Source organism: Pseudomonas fluvialis, assembly GCF_014207935.1.
GTDB lineage: Bacteria > Pseudomonadota > Gammaproteobacteria > Pseudomonadales > Pseudomonadaceae > Aquipseudomonas > Aquipseudomonas fluvialis_A.
On the sequence record NZ_JACHLL010000002.1, the window covers coordinates 43,283 to 58,939 of the forward strand.

The 15,657-nt window shown below is 64.6% G+C and carries 16 protein-coding genes and 1 pseudogene; 5 read left to right on the plus strand and 12 right to left on the minus strand.

The genetic code is table 11. From position 1 onward, the window contains the following. Window positions 1-10 precede the first annotated feature (10 nt). Window positions 11-448 (plus strand): YqaA family protein, encoded by a 438-nt coding sequence (locus HNP49_RS05240; protein WP_184681285.1) that lies wholly within the window; start codon window positions 11-13, stop codon window positions 446-448. Here the strand turns inward: HNP49_RS05240 and HNP49_RS05245 are convergent. The 9 genes from HNP49_RS05245 to HNP49_RS05285 all read right to left on the minus strand — a co-directional run bounded on the left by HNP49_RS05245 (window position 409) and on the right by HNP49_RS05285 (window position 10,015). Continuing rightward, window positions 409-2,937: a cation-translocating P-type ATPase gene (locus HNP49_RS05245; RefSeq protein WP_184681286.1), complete on the minus strand. Its 2,529-nt coding sequence runs from the start codon at window positions 2,935-2,937 to the stop codon at window positions 409-411. The two genes, HNP49_RS05240 and HNP49_RS05245, sit on opposite strands and share 40 nt — an antisense overlap. 53 nt (window positions 2,938-2,990) lie before the next feature. Next, window positions 2,991-4,010 carry a UDP-N-acetylmuramate dehydrogenase gene (murB, locus tag HNP49_RS05250; RefSeq protein WP_184681287.1) on the minus strand — a complete coding sequence of 340 codons (1,020 nt, stop codon included), beginning with the start codon at window positions 4,008-4,010 and terminating at the stop codon, window positions 2,991-2,993. Further along, the gene (locus HNP49_RS05255; RefSeq protein WP_184681288.1) at window positions 4,007-4,471 is read right to left on the minus strand and encodes a low molecular weight protein-tyrosine-phosphatase; all 465 of its coding nucleotides are present in this window, start codon (window positions 4,469-4,471) and stop codon (window positions 4,007-4,009) included. The genes murB and HNP49_RS05255 overlap by 4 nt, the downstream gene beginning before the upstream one ends. Window positions 4,472-4,581: 110 nt before the next feature. Continuing rightward, a complete protein-coding gene (gene kdsB, locus HNP49_RS05260; protein ID WP_184681289.1) occupies window positions 4,582-5,343 on the minus strand; it encodes a 3-deoxy-manno-octulosonate cytidylyltransferase in 762 nt (253 codons plus the stop codon). Between the two features lie 2 nt (window positions 5,344-5,345). Beyond that, window positions 5,346-5,531 (minus strand): Trm112 family protein, encoded by a 186-nt coding sequence (locus HNP49_RS05265; RefSeq protein ID WP_095938947.1) that lies wholly within the window; start codon window positions 5,529-5,531, stop codon window positions 5,346-5,348. A gap of 34 nt (window positions 5,532-5,565) precedes the next feature. Then, on the minus strand, window positions 5,566-6,570 hold the full coding sequence (gene lpxK / locus HNP49_RS05270; RefSeq protein WP_184681291.1) for a tetraacyldisaccharide 4'-kinase: 1,005 nt from the start codon (window positions 6,568-6,570) through the stop codon (window positions 5,566-5,568). 1 nt (window position 6,571) lies between these two features. Next, window positions 6,572-7,003 carry a biopolymer transporter ExbD gene (locus HNP49_RS05275; RefSeq protein ID WP_095938945.1) on the minus strand — a complete coding sequence of 144 codons (432 nt, stop codon included), beginning with the start codon at window positions 7,001-7,003 and terminating at the stop codon, window positions 6,572-6,574. Further along, on the minus strand, window positions 7,000-7,668 hold the full coding sequence (locus HNP49_RS05280; RefSeq protein ID WP_184681292.1) for a MotA/TolQ/ExbB proton channel family protein: 669 nt from the start codon (window positions 7,666-7,668) through the stop codon (window positions 7,000-7,002). Before HNP49_RS05280 ends, HNP49_RS05275 begins: the two co-directional genes overlap by 4 nt. A gap of 130 nt (window positions 7,669-7,798) precedes the next feature. Continuing rightward, complete coding sequence (locus HNP49_RS05285; RefSeq protein WP_260407078.1) at window positions 7,799-10,015, minus strand: DNA internalization-related competence protein ComEC/Rec2; 2,217 nt, start codon at window positions 10,013-10,015, stop codon at window positions 7,799-7,801. Between the two features lie 109 nt (window positions 10,016-10,124). Between HNP49_RS05285 and HNP49_RS05290 the strand changes: the two are divergent. Beyond that, a pseudogene (locus HNP49_RS05290) lies at window positions 10,125-10,665 on the plus strand (DUF2062 domain-containing protein). Window positions 10,666-10,691: 26 nt separating this feature from the next. On the opposite strand, the gene HNP49_RS05295 reads toward HNP49_RS05290, so the two are convergent. The 3 genes from HNP49_RS05295 to HNP49_RS05305 are packed head-to-tail and all read right to left on the minus strand — an operon-like array spanning window position 10,692 to window position 13,882. Then, window positions 10,692-11,936, minus strand: a complete 1,245-nt coding sequence (locus HNP49_RS05295) for a lipoprotein-releasing ABC transporter permease subunit (protein ID WP_184681294.1) — start codon at window positions 11,934-11,936, stop codon at window positions 10,692-10,694. Between the two features lie 7 nt (window positions 11,937-11,943). After that, complete coding sequence (gene lolD, locus HNP49_RS05300) at window positions 11,944-12,627, minus strand: lipoprotein-releasing ABC transporter ATP-binding protein LolD (protein ID WP_184681295.1); 684 nt, start codon at window positions 12,625-12,627, stop codon at window positions 11,944-11,946. Further along, window positions 12,620-13,882: a lipoprotein-releasing ABC transporter permease subunit gene (locus tag HNP49_RS05305; RefSeq protein ID WP_184681297.1), complete on the minus strand. Its 1,263-nt coding sequence runs from the start codon at window positions 13,880-13,882 to the stop codon at window positions 12,620-12,622. The genes lolD and HNP49_RS05305 overlap by 8 nt, the downstream gene beginning before the upstream one ends. A gap of 93 nt (window positions 13,883-13,975) precedes the next feature. Between HNP49_RS05305 and HNP49_RS05310 the strand changes: the two genes are divergently transcribed. The 3 genes from HNP49_RS05310 to HNP49_RS05320 are packed head-to-tail and all read left to right on the plus strand — an operon-like array spanning window position 13,976 to window position 15,569. After that, entirely contained in the window at window positions 13,976-14,560 is a 585-nt protein-coding gene (locus tag HNP49_RS05310) for a PilZ domain-containing protein (protein WP_184681298.1), read from the plus strand. Further along, a complete protein-coding gene (locus HNP49_RS05315) occupies window positions 14,557-14,853 on the plus strand; it encodes a phosphodiesterase (RefSeq protein ID WP_184681300.1) in 297 nt (98 codons plus the stop codon). Before HNP49_RS05310 ends, HNP49_RS05315 begins: the two co-directional genes overlap by 4 nt. Further along, window positions 14,850-15,569, plus strand: a complete 720-nt coding sequence (locus HNP49_RS05320; protein WP_184681301.1) for a glycerophosphodiester phosphodiesterase — start codon at window positions 14,850-14,852, stop codon at window positions 15,567-15,569. Before HNP49_RS05315 ends, HNP49_RS05320 begins: the two co-directional genes overlap by 4 nt. Window positions 15,570-15,657: the final 88 nt, after the last annotated feature.

A 15,657-nucleotide genomic window follows, 5' to 3' on the forward strand; every position in this document is an offset into this window, starting at 1 on the left:
CACAACCCTCATGAGTTTACTCAGTCAGCTGCTCATGCTGTTTCTCAGTGCCTTCGGCGCCGCCACCCTGCTGCCACTGCAGTCGGAAGCGCTGCTGGTCGCCCTGCTGCTCGACCGGCCGTCAGCACTCTGGCTGCTGCTGACGGTCGCCAGCCTGGGCAATATACTGGGCTCCCTAGTGAACTGGTGGTTGGGACGCTATCTCCTGCATCTGCGCGACCGCCGCTGGTTTCCGCTCAACCCCGCGCAACTGCTGCGGGCACAACAGTGGTATGGCCGGTATGGCCACTGGAGCCTGCTGCTGAGCTGGATGCCGATCATTGGCGACCCCCTGACACTGATCGCCGGCACCCTGCGCGAACCGCTGTGGCGTTTTCTCATGCTGGTCAGCCTGGCCAAGGCCGGCCGCTATCTGCTGCTCTGCGCTCTGACGCTCGGCTGGAGCTGAGTCCCTGCCAGCAGCCACTTGAGCAGGCTGAAATAGCCCAGTAGTGACAGCGCCACCAGCACGACCAGTAGCCACTGCAATGCACTGGGCGGTTGAAAGGCGAACAGCGGCGCCACTGCCGGCACGCCACACACCAGCAGCACGCCGGCCAGCGTCACCGAAAGCACCCAGAAACTGGTGCGCGACAAACCGCCGAACATCGCCCGCCAGCCGGATTGCGCCGAGCGACAGGCAAAGATCAGCAGAGCATTGCTAAGCACCAGCGTACTGAACGCCATGCCACGCGCGACCTCGACCGCCACGCCCTGCCGTAGGCTGTAGCCATACAGCACAGCCACCGCCAGACCGACACCGGCGCCCTGTAACAGACTCATCAGCACATGCGCTCGACTGACCAAAGGTTCTGTCAGCGGACGCGGACGCTGTTTCATCAACTGCCGCGAGCCCGATTCGGCCTCGAACACGATCGAACAGGCCGGATCGATGACCAGTTCGAGAAAGGCAATGTGCATCGGTGCCAGTAACAGCGGCCAGCCAAACAGCAGCGGCAGGAGTGCCAGCAGAATGATCGGAACATGCACCGCCAGGGTATAGATCAGCGCCTGGCGCAGATTGGCGAAGATGCGTCGACCCAGCGCCACCGCTCGGACAATGGCGGTGAAGTCATCCTCCAGCAGGATCAGCGCCGCCGCTTCGCGGGCAACATCGGTGCCGCGTTTGCCCATGGCGATACCGATATGCGCCGCCTTCAGTGCCGGCGCGTCGTTGACTCCGTCACCGGTCATGGCCACCACTTCGCCATTACCCTTGAGCGCCTCGACGATGGCCAGTTTCTGCGCCGGCGAGACCCGGGCGAACACCGCACTGCGCGCCACGCAATCCGCCAGCTGCGAGGCCGACATGGCGGCCAGCTCCGCCCCGCTATGCACTTCTCCCGTCTGAATGCCGGCTGTCTGGGCAATAGCACGCGCGGTACGGGGATGATCACCGGTAATCATCAGCACGCGGATACCCGCCTGCTGACACTCGGCAATGGCCGCCGGCACTTCATCGCGCAGCGGATCGAGCAGACCGATCAGTCCGACCAGACTGAACTCGAAGTCATGCTGACACTCTGGCCAACCCAGCGCCTGCTGATGCCTGGCCTTGGCCACCGCCAGCACGCGCAGGCCGGCCTCGGCCATCTGCGCCGCCTGCCGCAGGACCTTGGCCTGCTCCTCGGCGCCCAAATGGCACAGATCGACAATCGCCTCTGGCGCGCCTTTGCAGGCCACGAACAAAGGCTCGTGGGGTTGCGCCTGCCACAGATGCGACATGGCAAGCTGCTGCGCCGACAGCTCGTACTCGCGCACCAGCGCCCAGTCGGCATGCAGGTGCTCGGTACCACTGAGAAAGTCATCGGCAAAACGCTGGAATGCCAGCTCCATCGGATCCTGCGGAACGGTCTCGCTGGCCAGTACGGCGTATTCGAGCAACTCGTGATAAGCCTCCGGCAGCGCCTGATCCTGCCAGGCCTGAACATCCAGGTAACCGTCGGCGACCTGCAGCGCCGCCACCCGCATGCGGTTATGGGTCAACGTACCGGTCTTGTCGACACACAGCACGGTGGTCTGCCCCAGCGTCTCGATACTGTTCAACTGCCGCGTCAGCACCTGATGCTGCGCCAGACGGCGCGCGCCCAAGGCCATGAACACAATGAGGATGACCGCGAACTCCTGCGGCAGGATGCCCATGGCCAGGGTGATGCCACTGAGCAAACCGGCCAGCCAGCCGCTGCTCAACCACCAGTGCAGCAAAGCCAGGCCCAGGCACAGCAGGCCAGCCAATACGGTCAGGCGCCGGGTCAGGCGGGCCATTTCCTGGCGCAGCGGTGAATCGCTGACCTCGATCGCCTGCAGCGACTGGCCAATCCGCCCCAGTTCCGTGTGTTTGCCCGTGGCGGTCACCTGCAGCACGCCCTGCCCCCGCACCACCAGCGTGCCGGCATAGGCGCAGGCGCCATCGGCAAACTTGGCCACCGGGACCGACTCGCCGCTGAGCATGGATTCGTCACACGCCAGCTCATGGGCCTGCAGCAGCAAGCCATCGGCCGGCACGCGATCGCCCTCGGCCAGCAGCAGGATATCGTCGCGCACCAACTCCGGTGCCGGGATGCGCCGCGGTTGGCCATCACGAACCACCAGCGCACGTGGGCTGGACAAATCACGCAGCGCCTCCAGCACACGCTCGGTGCGGCGTTCCTGCAACAGGGTGATCGACATGATGATGACCACGAAGCCGAGCAGGATCAGCGCTTCCCGGCTGTCGCCCATCATCAGGTAGAGGCCGCCGGCGGCCAGCAGGAGGACAAACATCGGTTCGCGCAGCAACTGGCCAAGCAGCACCGGCCAGCCGCGGGTCGCTTCCTGCTGCCACTGATTGCCGCCTTCAGCGGCCAGGCGCGCCGCGGCCTCTGCCTGGCTCAGGCCACGGGGAAACTCCTCCGGCATAGCGTCTCCTGAAGCAAGGCCTGAACCCTGACAAGCCTAGCCGAATGCCCGCCTCAGAGCAGATTCGGCTCCATCTCCAGGGTCACACCAAAACGTGCCTGGATATCGGCCTGAATGCGCTGGGCCAGCTGGTGAATCTGGCAACCGCTGGCCTGACCGTAGTTGACCAGCACCAGTGCCTGCTGGCGATGCACACCGGCATCACCTTCGCGAAAGCCCTTCCAGCCGGCCTTGTCGATCAGCCAGCCGGCCGCCAGTTTGACCATCCCCTCGCCTGCCGGATAAGCCACCAGATCGGCATGCTCGGCACGTATCCGCTCCGCCAGCGCCTGTGGAACTACGGGATTTTTGAAGAAGCTGCCGGCATTGCCCAGTTCGGCCGGATCGGGGAGTTTTTCCCGGCGAATGGCACAGATCGCCGCGCCGACATCCGTCGCCGTCGGCTGTTCGATACCCATTTCCAGCAGACGCTGACGCACCGGGCCGTAGTCCAGGTGCAAGCTGCCCGCCTGGCGCAGGGCAAAACGTACGCGCAGGATCAGCCAGCGTCCCTGCTCTCGCTTGAACAGGCTGTCACGGTAGGCAAAGGCACATTCTTCCAGGGTGAAGTCACGAAGCTCACCGGTTTGCCGGTCCAGCGCCGTCAGGCCGGCAAACACGTCCTTGATCTCGACCCCGTAGGCGCCGACATTCTGCATGGGCGCGGCACCCACCGTGCCCGGAATCAGGCTTAGGTTTTCAAGGCCCTGCAAACCCTGCCCCAGCGTCCATTGCACAAACTCATGCCAGGGCTCGCCCGCTTCAGCCTCGACGATGATCTGCTCGCCATCACCCGGCAGCACGCGCCGCCCACAGCTAGCCATGCGCAGCACCAGCGCCGGCACATCGGCGGTCAGCAGCAGGTTGCTACCGCCACCGATGACCAGCAGCGGCACCCCCAGCTGCTGCGCACGCTGCAACGCTTCGCGCACCTCGGTGTCGCTCTGCGCCTCGGCGAAATAACGCGCCGCCGCCTCGATACCGAAGGTGTTGAAGGCTTTCAGCGACTGGTTTTCCCGCACTATCAGACTCACAGGCGCCCCCGGATTTCACGGATCAGGCCATCACAAGCGTCTTCGATCAGATCGAGCACCTGCTCGAAGCCTTGCGCACCACCGTAATAGGGGTCGGGAACTTCATCGAGAGACGAATCATAGCGGCGCAGGAACAGATCCAGTTCCGCTCGCGGCTGCGACGGGCGCAGGCCCTGCAGATGCGCCAGGTTGTGGGCATCCATGGCGAGAATCAGGTCGAAGCGGGCAAAGTCGCCTGCTGTTACCTGACGGCCACGCAGGGACGAGAGATCATAACCTCGCTGGGCGGCCGCCTCGCGGGTACGCGGATCGGGGGCCTTGCCCACGTGCCAGTCGCCGGTGCCGGCCGAGTCCACCAGCACTTGGTCGCTCAGCCCCTGCTCCGCCAATTTGTGGCGCAGAACGCCTTCGGCTGTGGGCGACCGACAGATATTGCCCAGGCAAACAAACAGCACGTGCATCAAGGTACCTCAATCAGCTCGTTAGCCGGTCTGTTGCCCGGCTCACCCCGGAGAGCTTGTGGCACAACCCGGGTGAAAATGGTCGTTCACCGCGTGGGCGACCGACCAAGTCAGGCCAGCAAGCGGCGTACCCGCTCCAGGTCCTCGGGAGTGTCCACCCCGGCTGGCGGCGATTGCAGGGCATCGGCGACGTGGATACGCACGCCATGCCAGAGCGCACGCAGCTGTTCCAGACACTCGGTGTCCTCCAGCAGGCACGGCCCCCAGGCCACGAAATTGTGGAGGAAGCCCGCGCGGTAGGCATAGATGCCGATGTGCCGACGGTACGGCACGCCGGCCGGCAGTTCATCACGGCTGCGGGCCAGGGCATCACGCGCCCAGGGCAGCGGCGCACGGCTGAAAGTCAGGGCCAGGCCATTGATGTCGCAGGAGACCTTGACCGCGTTCGGATTAAACAGCGTCTCGATGCTGTCGATCGGTTCGGCCAGGGTGGCAATGCCCGCCTCGGGATGCGCCGCCAGATTGGCAGCGACCTGATCGATAATGGCCGGTGGGATCAGCGGCTCATCGCCCTGTACGTTGACCACAATGGCGTCAGAGGCCAGTTGCAGCTGAGTGGCCACCTCGGCCAGGCGATCGGTGCCGGAGTTGTGCCCAGGATCGGTCAGCAGAACCTCCGCACCAAAGGCCTGACAGGCCTCGACAATGCGCGCATCGTCGGTGGCGATGACCACGCGGCTGGCGGCACTTTTCTTCGCCTGCTCCCAGACATGCTGGACCATGGGCTTGCCGGCGATGTCCTGCAGCGGCTTGCCGGGCAGGCGGCTGGACGCATAGCGGGCCGGAATGACGACGGTAAAGGCGATGCTCATGCTTACTTGTCCAGGCGCTCGTCGGTACTCAGGGTGCGGGCTTCGCTTTCCAGCATCACCGGAATCCCGTCGCGGATCGGATAGGCCAGGCCGGCGCCCTTGCTGATCAGCTCGGTCTTGTCTTCGGACAGTTGCAGCGGGCCCTTGCAGACCGGACAGGCGAGGATATCGAGCAGTTTGGGATCCATCGGGCGGTTCCTTGAATGAAGACGGCGGGTACGGTTACAGGCGTCCGGGCAGCAGGCGCTGCAGCTCCCCGTCCAGCCAGGCGATAAAGGCAGCCGATGGCTGCGCCTGCACCGCCAGGTACCACCAGTCAGGGGCGGCAAAGTGGCGGCATTTCACGGCATCTTTCTCGGTCATCACCAGTGGCAGCGGCGGCGCAAAACGCAGCAGCTCGGCACTCAGTGGCGCATGATCGGCGAACGGATGCTCGACAGGCTGCCAGTTTAACCCCTTGAGGGTGGTGAAGAAACGCTGCGGATTGCCAATCCCGGCGACCGCATGCAGCGCCTGACCGGGCGGGAAATGGCTGAGCGAAGCGCGTTCACCATTGCCCAGGTTGACCAGTTCGGTGGGATTGAGACAAAAGGCAAAGCCCGCCGCCGAGTCAGCCGAGGCGCCGTTGAACAGACAGGCATCGACGCTCTGCAGACGCTCGACCGGCTCACGCAGCGGCCCCTCTGGCAGGCAGCGCCCATTGCCCAGGCCGCGGGCGGCATCGATCAGCACCAGTTCCAGATCACGGGCCAGACGGTAATGCTGTAGGCCGTCGTCACAGAGAATGAGGTCGAGGTCTTCTTCCGCCAGCAGCGCACGCACGGCCGCACTGCGGTCCGGGTCGATCATCAGCGCAACGCCGCTGCGCTGCACGATCAGCAGCGGCTCATCGCCCGCCTGGCTGGCCGGCTGCTCGGCGCGTACCCGCCAGGGATAGCTCGGTGGCCGCGCGCCATAGCCGCGGCTAACCACGCCAACCTTGAGGCCAAGGCCGCGACAATGCTCGATCAACCAGAGAATCAGCGGTGTCTTGCCGGTACCGCCGACGGTGATATTGCCGACCACAATGACCGGTACCGGTGCGCGGTAAGCCGGCTTGCGACCACTGATGAAGGCCGCGCGCTTGCCAAGCACTACCCGCCGGTACAGCGCCGACAAGGGTCTGAGCACACACAGTGCCGGATGGCCGTTGTACCAGGCCGCCAGCAGGCGATCGGCAACGGCCATGTCAGGGCTGTTCCGCCTGCGCCTCGACCGTGGTGATGCGCAGGTGAGCAAAGCCCAGCTTGCCGGCCGCATCCATGGCGGTAATCACCGCCTGGTGCGGGGTCTTGGCATCGGCCGAGATCACCACCGGCAGGCTGTTGTCGCCCTCGGACTCTTTCTGCAGCGCGCTCATCAGGCTGGGCAGATCGCTTTTCAGCAGAGTCTGACCATTGAGCGAGTAACCGCCATCCACACCAATCAGCACTTCCAGGGTTTTCAGCTCACTGGGCTGCGGCGGCGTACCGCTGGCCGCCTCGGGCAGATCGACCTTGAGCTGGGTCTCGCGGGTAAAGGTGGTGGTGACCACGAAGAACAGCAGCAGGATGAACACCACGTCGATCAACGACGCCAGGTTGATCTCGACGTTCTCCCGCGCCTTGCGCCGGAACTTCACGCCTTCTTGCCCTCTTTCTTGTCCTTCTTCGCCGCCTCTGAGCTCTCGCCCATGTCGACGTCGCGATCACCTTGCAGCACTTCCACCAGCTTGATCGCTTCCTGCTCCATACCGACCACCAGTTCATCGACGCGGCGCTGCAGGAAACGGTGGAAGAACAGTGCCGGAATGGCAACGAAAAGACCGGCTGCCGTGGTGATCAGCGCTTTGGCAATACCACCGGCCAGCACCGAGGCATTGGCCATGTTGCTGCCCATGAAGGCACTGAAGATGTCAATCATGCCCAGCACCGTACCCAGCAGACCGAGCAGCGGTGCGATACCGGCGATGGTGCCGAGTGCATTGAGGTAGCGCTCCAGCTCATGCACCACACGAGCCGCAGCCTCTTCGATGCACTCTTTCATGATCTCGCGACCATGCTTGGAGTTGGCCAGACCGGCCGCGAGGATCTCGCCCAGCGGCGAGCTGGCACGCAGCTCCTTGAGTTTCTGGCTGTTGAGCTGTTTGTCCTTGATCCACAACCACACCTGACCGAGCAGGTGGCTGGGGGTAATGCGCGCCGGGCGCAAGGTCCACAGACGTTCGGCAATGATGCCGGCTGCGGCGATCGAACACAGGATGATCGGCAGCATCATCCAGCCACCAGCTTTAACCAGCTCCCACACGGTGTGAATTCCCCTAGATCAAGCACAACGTTTTTTATTGGATGACCGGCGGCCACAAGCCTCAGCGACAGCGCGCGATCTGGGCAGAGAGACTATCACAGAGCCCTTGGCGCGCCGACGGCCTTCGTTCTCATTTTTCCTGCCAGAAGCCACCCTGCTGCCGCCAATGCAGCGCCGGCCGCTGCGCACCCAGTTCAATACGTATGGCGCCTTGCTGCGCGGTGTCGTGCACCTTTGCACCGGCCTCCCGATAACGCGCCAGCACCTCGGCATGGGGATGGTCGAAGGGGTTGTAGCGGCCTCGGGCCACTAGGACATGACGCGGTCGTGTCGCCGCCACAAATGCAGGGGAAGAGGAAGTGCGACTGCCATGATGCGGCGCCAGCAGCCAGTCCACGCGGATACCTGGGTGAACCTTGAGCCACTGCTGTTCAGCCGCGCTATCCATGTCACCGGTCAGCAGCAGACGTTCACCGGCGGCCTCGATGAGCAGGACACAGGAGGCACTGTTGCCCTCTCCCGCCGCCCACTGCCACTGACTGAACTGCACGGCATCCCAGCGCCACTGACGCGTCTGACAGCGCTGTGCGCCCCAGCTGACTGGCAACTGGCTGGGCTCGCCGCTGACCACCTTCTTAACCGGAAAAGCATCCAGCAGTGCCTGCGCACCGCCGATATGGTCGCGGTCGGCATGACTGAGCAGCAGCTGATCGAACTGGCGCACCCCCAGATAACGCAGGCTGGGCAGCACAATCCGCGCCCCACTGTCGAAGCCCGGCACGGCGGGCCCGGCGTCATACAGCAGCGCATGTTCGCGGGTGCGCACCAGCACGGCCAGCCCCTGGCCGACATCCAGCAGCCAGACCTGTGCCTGTCCCACCGGAGACAGCGTTGTCGGCGGCCAAAGCAGCGGCAGGCAGAGGAGCGCACCGGGCAACCGCACAGGCAAGCCGCCAGGCAGCGACACACAGGCGACGCCGAGCAGCGCCAGCAGTACCGCCCAGCCCGAAACGGAGGGGGCGTACCAGGGTGCAATCCAGCCGGAGATGACCTGCAGCAGCCAGAACAGACCGTGCAGCGAGGCCCCGGCCAGCCACAGCAATCCCTCGCCGAGCAGCGGAACCGGCAGACAGAGCGTTCCCAGCAGCGCCAGAGGCACACTGACAAAACTGACCCAGGGCACCGCCAGCAGATTGGCCAGCGGCGCACTCAAGCTTTGCGGCAGCCCTAGCACCAGCAGGACCGGCAACAGGCCCAGGGTCAGCAGCCACTGTGGACGCCAGAGCAGCTGCCAGAACGAATAACCGCCCAGTCGGCCGGCCAACCCCCAGATCAGCCAGCCCACCGCGCCGAACGACAGCCAAAAGCCGGCCTGCAAACTGGCCAGCGGCTGCCAGAGCAGTACCAGCAGCATCGCCAGCAGCCAGCCATCCCAGACCCGCAACTGGCGAAAGCGCCAGCGCCACAGCAGGATCAGCGCCAGCATCACCAGGGCACGCTGCACCGGCACTTCCAGGCCCGCGAGGACGCCATACCCCAGGGCCGCCAGCCAGGCACAGAGACAGGCCAGCCCGAGCCAGGGCCAACCCGTCGGCCACCAGCCAAGACGCGCCAGCCCGGCGATCAGGGCATACACCAACGCCGCCAGCAGCATCACATGCTGACCGGAAATCACCAGCAGATGCACCGTACCGGTCGCCTGGAGCACCTGCCAGTCGGCCTCACTCAGGCCACTGTCATCGCCCAGCACCAGCGCCGCTACCGCGCCCTCCCGGCCCGTAGCGGCGTGACTGAGCAGGCTCTGACGCAGCTGTTCGCGCCAGCCTGCCAGCGGCACAGCGGACAGGCGTTGTCCGGCCTTGACCGAGCCCAGCGCGCCTATGCCTTGGGCGGTCAGCCAGGCCTCGTAGTCAAACCCCTGAGGATTGCTCATGCCCACCGGCCGACGTAGCTTCACCGCCAGCCGCCAGCGCTCACCCGCACGCACCTCGGGGGCATCGCGCCAACTCAGGCGCAGGGTGGTCGGCAGCGAGGCACGGCGGGTTGTGGCGTTTTCCAGCTGAAAACTGAGCAGACCCTCGCGTCGTTCAGGCAGACCGCTGACCTGCCCCTCCACCCACAGAGTGCGGCCATCCAGCGCCGGGTCCAGGCGGTCGGCCAATACCCCATGGGCTAGCAGCACCGACCAGCAGAACCCAAGAATAAAAAGCCCCAGCCAGTACAGTCGGTAAGGCAGCAGCATGAGCGCCACGACCAGCAGCGGCAGCAGCCAACCCAGTGGCGGCAGTTCGCCCAAGCCGCGCAGGCTGAGCAAACCGGCAATCAGCGCCAGCATCCCTGTGCGCATCGGCAATCATCCCTGTGGCCAGTCAGGCCTGCGCCCTGTCACACCTTGTGACAGCCAGCGTCATGACCTGCATGCATAATAGCCGGCGGTTTTCGCCACGAGCCCGGCCATGCCCCGTCACCTGATCAAACGCTATATGCCCAACCCGGACAGCATCCGCGAACACAAGTCGCTGCGCTTTCTCGGCCCCCCTGCTGCATGACCCCAACCTCTGGCACCTCAACCGCCACTCGGTAGCCCGCGCAATGGCCGCCGGCCTGTTCGCGGCTTTCATCCCCATGCCCATGCAGATGCTGCTGGCCGCCTTCCTCGCCGTCTGGCTACGCGGCAACCTGCCGATCGCCGTGGGTCTGGTATGGCTGACCAACCCCATCACCATGCCGCCGATCTTCTACTGCACCTACCAGTTAGGGGCCTGGCTGATGGACGTTGCGCCGCGCAGCCTGCCGGACGAGCTAACCTGGGCCTGGATCACCGATGAACTGAGTACCCTGTGGCAACCCTTCCTGCTGGGCTCGGTGATCACAGGACTTGTCAGCGCCGCTGTGTGCTTTTTCCTCACCCACTGGCTGTGGCACCTGCATGTGGCGCACAGCTGGCGCAAACGCTGCGCGCAGCGGCGTCAGCAGCATGAAAAAAGCCAGCAGTAGCTGGCTTTTTTCTTACCCCGACAGGCTCATTCGTAACGCAGCGCTTCGGCTGGCTGGGTACGTGAGGCCCGCAGCGCCGGGTAGAGGGTCGCGAGAAAACTCATCAGCAGCGCCGCGCTGCAGATCAGCAGCACATCGCCAGTCTGCAGGTCGGAGGGCAGTGAGCTGACGTAATAAGCATCCGACGTGAACACATGGCTGCCCAGCAACTGCTCGAACTTGAGCACCCACTGGCTGATGTTCAGTGCACCGATCACGCCGAGCACACCGCCAATCAGTGTGCCGATCACGCCGATCACCGAACCCTGCACCATGAACACCGCCATGATCTGCCGCGGCGTGGCGCCCAGCGTGCGCAAAATGGCGATATCAGTGCGTTTGTCGGTCACCACCATGATCAGGGTGGCAATGATGTTGAAGGCCGCCACCGCGATGATCAGCAGCAGGAGCAGGCCGATCATGGTCTTCTCCATCTTCATGGCGCTGAACAGGCCACCCTGGGTGTGGGTCCAGTCGTCCGCCTTGAAGCCCAGGCCCAGCTGCGCCGCCAACTGCTGGGAAACCTGCGGTGCCTGATACAGATCGCGCAGCTGCAGACGAACGCCACGCACCTGCTCGGGCTGCCAGCGCTGCAGGCTGGCGGCATCGGCGACATGGATCATCGCGAGGCTGCCATCCAGCTCGGCACCGACCTTGAATATGCCGACCACGGTGAAGCGCTGCAGCCTCGGCGTGATGCCGGCGGCGCCCGTGGACGCCTCCGGTACGATCAGGGTCAGGTTGTCACCCACCGAAACGCGAAAGCGCCGCGCGGTCAGGTCGCCAATGACGATGCCCTGCTCACCGGCCACCAGGTTCTCGAGTTTGCCGCGCACCAGATGACGGGCGACGATCGAGACCTTGGCCTCTTCGGCCGGCAGCACGCCATCGATCTGCACCGGCTGCATCATGCCGCGGAACGACAGCATGCCGTCCAGCTGGGTCAGCGGCGCCACGCCGATCACCTGCGGGTGCTGCGCGGCAGTCGCCGCCACCGCCCGCCAGTCATCCAGCGGCTGCACGCCGTTGAGGCTGGCATGCGGCACCATGCCGAGGATGCGCGAACTCATTTCCTTCTGGAAACCGTTCATCACCGACAGCACCAGGATCATCGCCAGCACGCCGAGCGACAGGCCGATCATCGACGTCAGCGAAATGAAGGAGATGAACTGGTTGCGCCGCTTGGCCCGGGTGTAGCGCAGACCGATATAGATCGCCAGGGGTCTGAACATGGTCTGATCAGGCCGCCACCAGGCGACCCTCCTCCAGGCGCAGGACACGATCCATCTGCCGCGCCAGGTTCATGTCGTGGGTCACCACCAGAAAGGCTGTGCGCAGCGACTGAGCCAGCTCGTGCATCAGCTCCTGAATGCCCTGAGCCGTGTGCTGATCGAGGTTGCCGGTCGGCTCATCGAGCAGCACCAGTTGCGGCTGATTGACCAGAGCGCGGGCAATCGCCACGCGCTGGCGTTCGCCACCGGAGAGTTCGGCCGGCTTGTGCGACAGGCGATGGCCCAGGCCGACCCGCTCCAGCAAGGCCGTGGCGCGCTGACGGGCCTCGGCGATCGGCGTGCGGCCGATCAGCAGCGGCATGCAGACGTTTTCCAGAGCACTGAACTCCGGCAGCAGGTGGTGGAACTGGTAGACGAAGCCCAGCGCACGGTTGCGCAGCATGCCGCGCGCCGTTTCGCTGAGCGCCGAAAGCTCCTCGCCGGCCAGCCAGACACTGCCCTCACTGGGCACGTCGAGGCCGCCGAGCATGTTCAGCAGGGTACTTTTCCCCGAACCGGACGAGCCGACGATGGCCACGCGCTCGCCGGCATGCAGCTCCAGCTCGACCCCGGCCAGCACCTGTACCGACTGCGGGCCTTCCTCGTAGGACTTGCCCAGGTTGCGACAGCTCAGAACCGCCTTATCACTCATAACGCAAAGCCTCCGCAGGCTGCGTGCGCGAGGCACGCCAGGCCGGATACAGGGTCGCCAGGAAACTCAGCAGCAGTGCCGCGCCACAGATCAGCAGCACATCCTGAGCCATCACCTGGGACGGCAGATAATCGATGAAATAAACGTCGGAATTGAGAAACTGGTGGCCCAGCGCGCCTTCCAGCCAGCGCACGGCGGCACTCACATTCAGCGCCGCGAGAATGCCCAGCACGCAGCCGATGGCAGTGCCGATCACGCCGATCACCGTGCCCTGGACCATGAAGATGGCGAGGATCTGCCGCGGCGTGGCGCCCAGGGTGCGCAGAATGGCGATGTCCGAACGTTTGTCGTTGACCACCATGATCAGCGTGGAAATGATGTTGAAGGCTGCCACCGCAATGATCAGCAGCAGCAACATGCCGATCATCGACTTCTCCATGCGGATGGCCTGGTACAGATTGCCGTGGCTGCGCGTCCAGTCACTGGCGTAATAGTCGTAATCCTTGTTCGAGCGATCCCGCACCAGCTCCCAGGCCAGCTGCGGGGCCTGGAACAGGTCGTGCAGCTTCAGGCGCAGGCCCTGCACATGATCAGGCTTCCAGCGGTGCAGGCGGCCAGCATCGGCTATATGCACCAGACCGAGATAGCCATCCAGCTCGCCGGCGCCCACGTGGAACAGCCCGACCACGGTGAAGCGCTTCATCCGCGGGAAGACGCCGGCAGGTGTCACCGCCACATCCGGCGCGATGAAGGTGACCTTGTCGCCGATCTTCACGCCCAGGTTGTTGGCCGCCTTGTCGCCGATGACGATGCCGAACTCACCGGGCTGCAGGCTGGCCAAGCGGCCCTGCTCGGGCAGAAAGAAGCGCGAGATGATCGACACGCGGTCTTCCAGCTCGGGCTGCACACCATTGAGCAGCACCTTCTGCACCACGCCGTTATTGCTCAGCAGGCCACGCAACTGAATGAACGGGGCTACTGCGGCGACTTCCGGACGGGCGCTCAGTTCGTCGCTGAGTTCATGCCAGTTGCCCAGCGGCTGATAGGCCTCCAGAGTGGCGTGCGGCACCATGCCGAGCACCTTCTGCTGCATTTCACGGTCGAAGCCGTTCATCACCGACAGCACCAGAATCATCACCAGCACGCCCAGGGCGAGGCCGATGATCGAGGTCAGCGAGATGAAGGATATGAAGTGGCTGCGACGGCGGGCACGGGTATAGCGGCTGCCGATGAAAACGGGAAAGGGTCTGAACATGTCGGCCTGAAATACGGAGGGGAAAACGTCCTTGTGGCGGGGCTTGGCTGGCAGCGTTTACACTCAGACCATCGCTACCAGTCGGGGTTCGCCATGTCGACACCAGACGCGGATGACCGCCGCGAATACTACCGTATCGAAGATACGATCGCACTGGAATTTCACCCCCTGAGCGGCCCCGAGGCACTGGCTCAGGATGTGCTGCACGACCCGTCGCCGCTGTTCAATCTGCTCAGCGAACTGCACCTGCTGGATTACGAGTCGCAGCACCTGCAACGGCAGATCAGCGGCCGTGACCGCACCCTGGCCGACTACCTGAAAATCATCAACAAGCGCATCGACCTGCTCGGCCAGGCCATGGCCCAGGGCCTGCTGCGCGAGATCGGCGCCCCGCGCAGGGTCAGCCTGTCCGAGGGTGGCATCAGTTTTCCCAGCAGCCAGAGCGCCGAGATCGGCAGCCATGTCGCCCTGAAGATGGTCCTGATGCCGCAGGCCCTCGGCCTGCTGCTGCGCGCGCAGATTGCCCACTGCCGACTTCGCGAGGATGGCAGTTACGAGATCGGCGCCGAGTTCGAGGCACTGACCGATACCCAGCGCCAGTTGCTGGCCCGGCACATTCTGCAGAAGCAGGCGCTGGAGCGGCGCCAGGCCCGCGAACAGGACCACGAGCAACCATGAGAACCCTTGGACTCGCCCTGTTGCTGGTCACGACGCTGTCGATCCAGGCGCAGACCTTGGAAATCCCGCTCGGTGAGCAAGGCGATCCGCAGCTGACCCAGCTGCCGCAAACCGGTGAATCCCGGCGTAGCGTGCTGGAGCGCTTCGGCCTGGCCGATGAGGAGCATGCCCCCGTCGGTCAGCCGCCCATTACCCGCTGGGACTACCGCGAATTCAGTGTGTATTTCGAATACGACCACGTGGTGAACAGCGTTCGCCACCACCGTCCCCAGTACCTGAAGGAACAACCATGACGGTCATCTACGGACACCGCGGCGCCAAAGGCGAAGCTCCGGAAAACACCCTGGCGAGCTTTCAGCGCTGCCTGGAACACGGCGTCACCCGCTGCGAGCTGGACCTGCACCTGTCGCGCGACGGTGAACTGATGGTCATCCACGACGCCACCCTCAAGCGCACCACCGGCCATCGCGGCAAGGTCAGCCAGCACAGCGCCGAAGAGCTGATGCAGCATGATGCCCGCCTGGGTTGCCCGCCCTGGCTGCAGCCCTGCCCTATTCCGCGCCTGGAAGAACTGTTCCAGCGTTGCCCGTTCGAACACTGGCAGCTGGAAGTGAAAAGCGCTTCGCGGGTGCGCGCCGCCCGCACGGTGCAGGCCATCGAGGCCCTGGCCAGCCGCTACAACCTGCTGGACAAGGTCACCGTCACCTCTAGCTCGCGCGAGGTACTGCGTGCCCTCAACCGCCTGACACCCAACCTCAAGCGCGGCCTGGTCGCCGAATACGCCTGGCTCGACCCGATCAAGGTCGCCCGCCATCACGGTTGCCACCTGCTGGCGCTGAACTGGACGCTATGCACCCCGGAGCGCCTGCTCAAGGCGCAGAAGGCAGGGCTGCACGTGTCGGTCTGGACGGTGAACGAGCCTGCCCTGATGCGGCGCCTGGCCGACTTTGGCGCCGACAGCATCATCACCGATTTTCCCGGCCTGGCGACTGTCACCCTCAAGTCCTGAGGCCGCACAACAGGCAATAAAAAACCGGCCCTGATGGCCGGTTTTTTATTGCCTGTTCAGAAGCTCTCGCGGTTGGGCCAGTGCCAGC

Coding starts and splice junctions, on each gene's coding strand:
- HNP49_RS05240 (WP_184681285.1), top strand. CDS start 11: ATGAGTTTACTCAGTCAGCTGCTCATGCTGTTTCTCAGTGCCTTCGGC.
- HNP49_RS05245 (WP_184681286.1), bottom strand. CDS start 2,937: ATGCCGGAGGAGTTTCCCCGTGGCCTGAGCCAGGCAGAGGCCGCGGCG.
- HNP49_RS05255 (WP_184681288.1), bottom strand. CDS start 4,471: ATGCACGTGCTGTTTGTTTGCCTGGGCAATATCTGTCGGTCGCCCACA.
- kdsB (WP_184681289.1), bottom strand. CDS start 5,343: ATGAGCATCGCCTTTACCGTCGTCATTCCGGCCCGCTATGCGTCCAGC.
- HNP49_RS05265 (WP_095938947.1), bottom strand. CDS start 5,531: ATGGATCCCAAACTGCTCGATATCCTCGCCTGTCCGGTCTGCAAGGGC.
- lpxK (WP_184681291.1), bottom strand. CDS start 6,570: ATGGCCGTTGCCGATCGCCTGCTGGCGGCCTGGTACAACGGCCATCCG.
- HNP49_RS05285 (WP_260407078.1), bottom strand. CDS start 10,015: ATGCGCACAGGGATGCTGGCGCTGATTGCCGGTTTGCTCAGCCTGCGC.
- HNP49_RS05295 (WP_184681294.1), bottom strand. CDS start 11,936: ATGTTCAGACCCCTGGCGATCTATATCGGTCTGCGCTACACCCGGGCC.
- lolD (WP_184681295.1), bottom strand. CDS start 12,627: ATGAGTGATAAGGCGGTTCTGAGCTGTCGCAACCTGGGCAAGTCCTAC.
- HNP49_RS05305 (WP_184681297.1), bottom strand. CDS start 13,882: ATGTTCAGACCCTTTCCCGTTTTCATCGGCAGCCGCTATACCCGTGCC.
- HNP49_RS05310 (WP_184681298.1), top strand. CDS start 13,976: ATGTCGACACCAGACGCGGATGACCGCCGCGAATACTACCGTATCGAA.
- HNP49_RS05315 (WP_184681300.1), top strand. CDS start 14,557: ATGAGAACCCTTGGACTCGCCCTGTTGCTGGTCACGACGCTGTCGATC.
- HNP49_RS05320 (WP_184681301.1), top strand. CDS start 14,850: ATGACGGTCATCTACGGACACCGCGGCGCCAAAGGCGAAGCTCCGGAA.